5 protein-coding genes are annotated in these 6,432 nt (G+C 65.3%); 4 read left to right on the forward strand and 1 reads right to left on the reverse strand.

Annotation, left to right across the window (positions count from 1 at the left end):
• Positions 1-139: 139 nt before the first annotated feature.
• Together Mth01_RS26860 and Mth01_RS26865 are read left to right on the forward strand one after the other, a co-directional pair.
• Positions 140-340, forward strand: a complete 201-nt coding sequence (locus tag Mth01_RS26860; RefSeq protein WP_204018752.1) for a hypothetical protein — start codon at positions 140-142, stop codon at positions 338-340.
• Positions 337-621, forward strand: coding sequence for a hypothetical protein (locus Mth01_RS26865; protein ID WP_204018753.1), 285 nt, complete (start codon positions 337-339; stop codon positions 619-621). The genes Mth01_RS26860 and Mth01_RS26865 overlap by 4 nt, the downstream gene beginning before the upstream one ends.
• A gap of 74 nt (positions 622-695) precedes the next feature.
• On the opposite strand, the gene Mth01_RS26870 is transcribed toward Mth01_RS26865, so the two are convergent.
• Complete coding sequence (locus tag Mth01_RS26870) at positions 696-3,797, reverse strand: DUF3427 domain-containing protein (protein ID WP_204018754.1); 3,102 nt, start codon at positions 3,795-3,797, stop codon at positions 696-698.
• Positions 3,798-4,202: 405 nt separating this feature from the next.
• Here Mth01_RS26870 and Mth01_RS26875 point away from each other — a divergent pair, with 405 nt between their 5' ends.
• A complete protein-coding gene (locus Mth01_RS26875) occupies positions 4,203-5,012 on the forward strand; it encodes a DUF6551 family protein (protein WP_204018755.1) in 810 nt (269 codons plus the stop codon).
• Positions 5,013-5,215: 203 nt separating this feature from the next.
• Positions 5,216-6,295, forward strand: coding sequence for a PDDEXK family nuclease (locus Mth01_RS26880; protein WP_204018756.1), 1,080 nt, complete (start codon positions 5,216-5,218; stop codon positions 6,293-6,295).
• Positions 6,296-6,432 lie beyond the last annotated feature (137 nt).

Consider the following 6,432-nt stretch of genomic DNA (forward strand, 5'->3'; position numbering starts at 1 on the left):
ACGTCGACGACTGCGACACAGAAAAACGGGCCCACCATAGCGAATGCAGCGCGTACGGGCCCTCAATCAAGGAGCGAGGTCCTGACCTGTGAACCACCATCACACGGATTCCGCCTACGATGGACAATCACCCCTTCAAATGCTCACTGAGGTGTACGGCGACGGCTGGGTGGTCCGCGGCGACAAGCGGCCGTCGGCGACCCGGAGGCGTCAGCTTCCCCTCGACATGCTCGGCAAGACCGACCTGGCCATGACCATCTACGCGACTGATCTCACCGACCTGGCCGTACAGCTCGAAGAGCAGACCCGACTCGCCGCCGAGCACTTGGGGGACTCGTGATTCCGGTTCCCTACCACGGTATTCACGCCGCCGCCGCGCAGCCCGACGCGGTGATGGTCCGGTGGCTGAAGCCACAGCGCCGCTGCGCTCGGGTCAGAGTGAAAGAGCACACCTGTGAGTGCAAGGTGCGGATCTACGAGTTGTGCCAGGCCGGCGGCCTCTTCTTCGTACGGCGGACCGACCGGGGTCGAAGCGGGCAGCAGGTGATGGAAACCGAGTGGCTCCCCTCCGTCCGGGCGCAGGAACTCTGGCACAACATCATTACCGGTCGAGCCGTATAAAGCAGAGTCAGTAAACCCGTCCGCTCGCCACCCACGCACTGCCCCCTCCCGTGGGAGAGCCGAGATCGTGGCGGCTATACCGCGATGGCCGCGCGGCGGAACAGGTCGGCGGGCATCTCCTCGTCGAGTTGCCAGGTGATGGCCATAGGCCGTTCGCCGCGATGTTCCACGTAACGCACAGTGCCGTGGAAGACGAACGGCTCGGGATGACGGTTCTCGTCCTCCTTGCGCTCCCGAGTGAACAGCAGGACGTGACTGCCTTCCCTTTCATGGTTCTGATAGCGCAGTCCGGTCGCTGACCGGGCGCTGGTGCGGTTCTGGGACTCCCAATGGAACAGGTCCGGGGTGAGGGCGAAGTCCCGGTACATCGTCTGCGGTGAGAACTCCTTCTCGTTCTTGTGCAGTGTGACAAGAAGCGCGTCACACCGCGTGGCCGGACTCCACGCGACGCCCTCACGGAAGGTCGACGGCAGGGATCTGCCCAGCACGGCCCAGCCGAGGCCAGCGAGGATCTCTTCTGACGAGTAACGGGCGTTGACGGCGAGCGGCACCTGCCGCAGCGGATCCGGCAGGGGCCGGGCCACGTGACGCGGGCGATCGAGACCATAGTCGAGCACCTGCCTGATCTCCTCGGCCAGCCCGGACTCTGCGCGCAGCAGCGCGAGCCCTTCCTCGTACGAGCCGAACCCGCCTCCCTCCCGCCAGAACGAGAAGAACAGCATGCGGGCGAAGGCCTGGTCGATGGGAGCGCAGTCGTCGTAGTGCGGGGCGTCAGGCCGCAACAGCCGGACGTACGTCTCGGCCCGACGCCGGTCGTCCACGTGGAGCAAGGCTCGCACGCGGCGGCCGAGCACTTCCTCCATCGGAGAGGCATCCTCCCGGATAAGCCCCGAACGGCGCAGCAGCGAGGTCCAGTAGCGCCGGTTGCGGTAGAGATCTCCGATGTCGCGCCCGGTCGCTTCGAGATATCTGATGAGGGACGTCTCGGCGCAGGAGCGGATCTCCTGGCTGAGCGTGGTGACCGTGGCACTGAGATGGGTCTTGAGCTCAGCGAGCAGGCGGTCCTTGGTGACCCGGTCCAGGACGATCTGACATCCCGACGGCAGCCGCGGAAAGTTGCTCTCCACCTGGCCCTTCAGGCGCCCCCTGGCCAGCCCGGTCAGCGCCTGGAATCGGTTCCCGAACCGGTACTCCTTACGGTGCTGGCCGACGAAATCCAGAACCGTCAGCACGTCCTTGTCGGGGGTACGGCGAAGCCCGCGGCCGAGCTGCTGGAGGAACACAGTCGCGCTCTTGGTAGGGCGCAGCAGGAGCAGCGTGTTGACGTCGGGGACGTCCAAGCCTTCGTTGAACAGGTCCACCGCGAACAGGAACGTGACCTTCCCGTCGCGCAGGTCTCCCAGCGCGGCCCTGCGGTCGTCCTCGTCGGTCGTCCCGTCGACGGCCAGGGACGGCAGGCCGGCCTTAGTGAAGAACTCGGCCATGAAACGCGCATGCCGTACCGAGACGCAGAAGCCCAGCCCACGGACCGCGTTCAACTCGCTGACCTTGTCCAGCAGGGCGTTGAACACCAGCCGAGCGCGGGCGGTGTCGCCGGTGAGCACATTGTCGAGCGCACTGGTGTCGTAGGAGCCCCGAGACCACTTCACCTGGCTGAGGTCGGTCTCATCATTGATTCCGAAATAGTGGAACGGGCAGAGCAGGTCCGCGTCCAAGGCGTCCCAGAGGCGTAGTTCTGAGGCGATGCGACCGTCGAAGAACTCGTCCTGGACCCAGGTCCCGTCGGCCCGCTCGGGGGTGGCGGTGAGCCCGAGCAGTTCCTTCGGCTTGAGGTGATCGATGATTCGCCGGTAGGTGCTCGCCGCGGCGTGATGGAACTCGTCGATGACCACGACGTCGAAGTGGTCGGGGGCGAAGGTGTCGATGCCGCGTGAGGTGAGCGACTGCACCGAAGCGAACACGTGACGCCAGTTCTTGGAGCGCTCCTCTCCGACGTGCAGTTCGCCGAAGTCGGGTGCGGCGAGCACCTGCCGGTAGGTGCGCAGCGCTTGCATCAGGATCTCTCTGCGGTGCGCTACGAACAGGAGGGAGGGCTGGCGCCCCAGCCTCTGCTGCAGATTCCGGTAGTCGAACGCGGCCACCACGGTTTTCCCGGTTCCGGTGGCGGCCACCAGCAGGTTGCGATGCCGGTCGTGCACGGTGCGTTCGACGTCGAGGTCTTCGAGCATCTCCCGCTGGTGGGGGAAGGGGTGTGGGAGCAGCGCAGGGATATCGAAGATCCGCTTGCCCGATTGTGCGTGAGACAGCACCTCATCGAGCCGGTCGCCGTCGGCCGCCGGGTCGTACGGCTCGAACTCAGGCCGATTCCAGTAGGAGTCGAAGGTGCCCTCGAACTTGTCGAGCAGCCGTGGCGTAGTGACCGACGACAGGCGGACGTTCCACTCCAGTCCGTCCAGCAGGGCGGCCCGCGACAGGTTGGAGCTGCCGACATAGGCGGTGTCGAACCCGGTACGGCGACGCAGCAGCCAGGCCTTCGCATGCAGCCGGGTCGAGTTCTGCTCGTAGTTGATCCGGACCTCGGCGCCGAAGTCACCCACCAGTCGATCCAGCGCGCGCCGTTCGGTGGCACCCATATAGGTCGTCGTGATCACTCGAAGCGGAACGTCTCGGCGGCGCAGTTCGGCGAGCGCCTGCTCCAGAATGCGTAACCCCGACCACTTGACGAACGCGCACAGCAGGTCCACCCGGTCAGCGCTGGCCAGTTCGGTCGCCAGCTCGTGGGCCAGGTTCGGATCCTCCGGAGCGTTGGTGAGCAGCGCCGCCTCCGACAGCGAGGTCAGCGGACGCGCGGGCGAGCTCGCGCCGGGTGCGTCTTTGACGACCGACAGCAGGCGGCGCGGTCCGTCCTCGACGACCTCCTCAAGGATCTCGGAATCGGCCAGGTGCCGCAGCAGCTGGTTGGCCAGGTCCACCTGCTTCTCGGGGTGCCCCTTGAGCGAGGCGAACGCCCGGGCAGCCGTCTCACCAATGAAACGGCCGAGCAGGTGGGCGACCTCCTCCTGATCGACATCGGCACGCTCGACGAGATGGCCTGACCTACTCCAGGAGTCGGTCAGCTGGGCGAGCTGCCGGGTGAGCAACGAGTCGTACAGGCCCAGAGCTGGTGCGTCGTCCACGGAGAGGCGCCTCCTGTCCATGTCATCGCAGGAGGCAGCCTCCTATGATCGCCGGCCAGCGTAACTTCTTTCCGAAGGTCCCGAAAGATCCGTCGAGCCAAGGCAGTGAGCAACGGCCGCGTCTCTCGCTTGAGCACCGCCACACTCTCACGCACGGCCCGCGTTGCATCTTTGTTATCAAGCCAGCGCCTCAAACCCGACTAGGGCCGAGACCTGGGCAGATACCGCCCGCATGACCGTATCTACGGGCCGCTTCGAGGCAATGGGCAGCAGCAGTTCTTGCTCGACGCCCAAGTCAAGGTTGTTTCAGCTTGAGCCACACGTCTGTAGCGTGTAAATTGACTACACAGAACAACACTGCGACGCGAGCAGCCCCAGCCAACCTTCGATGCGGAGGTACCCCCGATGGCCAAGTCCCGTTTCCATTACGAACTCCCTGACCACCGCGTTGAGTACGGCGCCGAGGTCGAAATCGCCTCCCTGAAGATCGATGAGGAGGCGCAACGTGGGCTCAACGAGAAGCGAGCGAAGGACATCTCTGACGGCCTGATCGTGGATGCTCTCGGCTCGATCGTGGTCTCTGAGCGTGCCGACGGCAACCGGTACGTCGTCGATGGCATGCACCGCACCGCGGCCTGCAGGATGAGGGGCCTTCGGACGATCAAGGCGGAAATTCACTATGGCCTCAACCAGCAGCAGGAGGCGACTCTCTTCCTCATCAAGAACCGGGAGTCAGCGAAGGTCAGCACGCTGGACGAGTACAAGGTTGGCTTGACTGCCGGTGACGCTCTCTGCGTGAACGTGGATCGCGTGCTCAAAAGCCATAACCTCGGCTTGGGTTCGAGCTCGACGAACACTGTAGGCGCAGTATCGGCCGTGTTGCGCATCACCAGGCAATACGGGCCGGAAATCCTGAACCGAACTCTGACGGTGGTTGAGGCGGCCTGGGGCAGGGACAAGGAGACCTGGGATGGCGTGATCCTGGGCGGCGTAGCGATGTTCCTCAATCGCCACGGTTCCAGCATCGATGACAACGAACTCGCGAAGAAGATGCTCAAGCGGGGCACAGCGGCGCGCTGGCGCGCCGAAGTTTTGACCAAGGCCTCAAACGGCGGCTACAACAACAGCGGCACCGGATCGCGAGAGAACACGTGCTACCAGTTGGTTATTGAACAGTGGGACAAGGGGCGTACCGCCGCCAAACGCATCGGTTGAGACGGTCCAGCATCCGCCATAACCGCGCCGGATGAGCCCGACCGAAATATCCGCGCGGGGGCGTTCCAGCCCCATCTTGATCAAGTTCGGGGTCCTGCCCCTGCTTAAAGCGCGACCCGTTCGCAACGATCTCGTAGCACGGGTGGACGGGGTCTGGGCCGGGTGGAACGCTGACGTCATCGGGAGATCACGAGGCGGGGTCGATGACGGGAATCTGGCAGGACACTCCGGAGGGGCTGGTTCCGCTGCCCACGCAGCCGTTCCTCCGGGAGGAAAATCTTCACGACAGCATCGAGCAGGCCCCCGCCATGCTGCCGCTGCGCGGACAGCCGAGGCTGGTGATGCTGGGCCGGGAGGTTCCTCTGGGCAACGGGTACGCCGACCTGGTCGCGGTGGACGCCGACACCGGCCAGCCCGTGGTCATCGAGGTGAAGCTCGCGGCCAACGCGGACCGAAGGACGGTCTTCACACAGGTCCTCGGCTACGCGTCACACCTCTTCCGGCTGTCGCCCGAGGCGTTCGAAGAACTCATCCGCCCACACCTGACGAAGCGTGGAGCCTCCTCGATAGCCGAGGCGGTCGGGGCGGAGATCGCCGACGGCTCTGTAGACCTCGATGTTTTCCGTGGCCGCATGACCACGGCTCTGGAGGAGGGCCGGATTCGGTGCGTGGTGGTGCTCGACGCCGCATCACCCGACCTGATCGATCTCGCCGGATATCTGCAGGCGGTCACCAACGAACGGCTCGACATCGACCTGGTGACCGTGTCGGCGTACGAAGTCCAGGGTACCCAGGTGCTGGTGCCCCAGCTGATCGAGCCCGAGCGGTCCCCCCTGCCGCCGCCCGTCCGACCGCCGAGCCCGAGTCGGGAGGCCAGGCCGGTGGCCGGATCGGCCCTGTTCACCGCGAGCATCGACAGCGCGGACCCGGCCCATCGCGAGCAGCTCCGCCTCCTCAGCGCCTGGGCGCACGAACTGGAAAGCGAAGGGCTGGCCACGCTGTACACGACCGTGGGCAAGGGACGTTGGGTGCTGAGCCCGCGGCTGCCGGGCCAGACTCGAAGCATGATCATCATCTGGAATGCTCGCGGCGCTTACGTCAGCCCGCAGCGTACGGTCATCGAGGCCGAGGCCCCCAAGGCGCTGGCCCGGCTGGACGAACGGTTCCCCAACGAGATCCGCCAGAACAACTCCCTGACCAACCCGGTGGACCAGGAGATCCTCAGCCTGCTGAGGGACGCCTACGTCGAGGCCGCCCAACGCAGACCCCATGCGGCGGAGTGACCGTCGCGGCGCGGTGCTCGCCTGATGCCCGATCCCACACGGGATGTCCTGGGTGTTATCGATCATTAGGCTCGAATGGTGAGTGCCGAGAAGACGCTGGTCCTGTGGGACATCGACCACACCTGATCACCACCGGC

Origin of the sequence: Sphaerimonospora thailandensis, assembly GCF_016863115.1 — a bacterium.
Lineage (GTDB): Bacteria > Actinomycetota > Actinomycetes > Streptosporangiales > Streptosporangiaceae > Sphaerimonospora > Sphaerimonospora cavernae.

Coding starts and splice junctions, on each gene's coding strand:
- Mth01_RS26860 (WP_204018752.1), top strand. CDS start 140: ATGCTCACTGAGGTGTACGGCGACGGCTGGGTGGTCCGCGGCGACAAG.
- Mth01_RS26875 (WP_204018755.1), top strand. CDS start 4,203: ATGGCCAAGTCCCGTTTCCATTACGAACTCCCTGACCACCGCGTTGAG.
- Mth01_RS26880 (WP_204018756.1), top strand. CDS start 5,216: ATGACGGGAATCTGGCAGGACACTCCGGAGGGGCTGGTTCCGCTGCCC.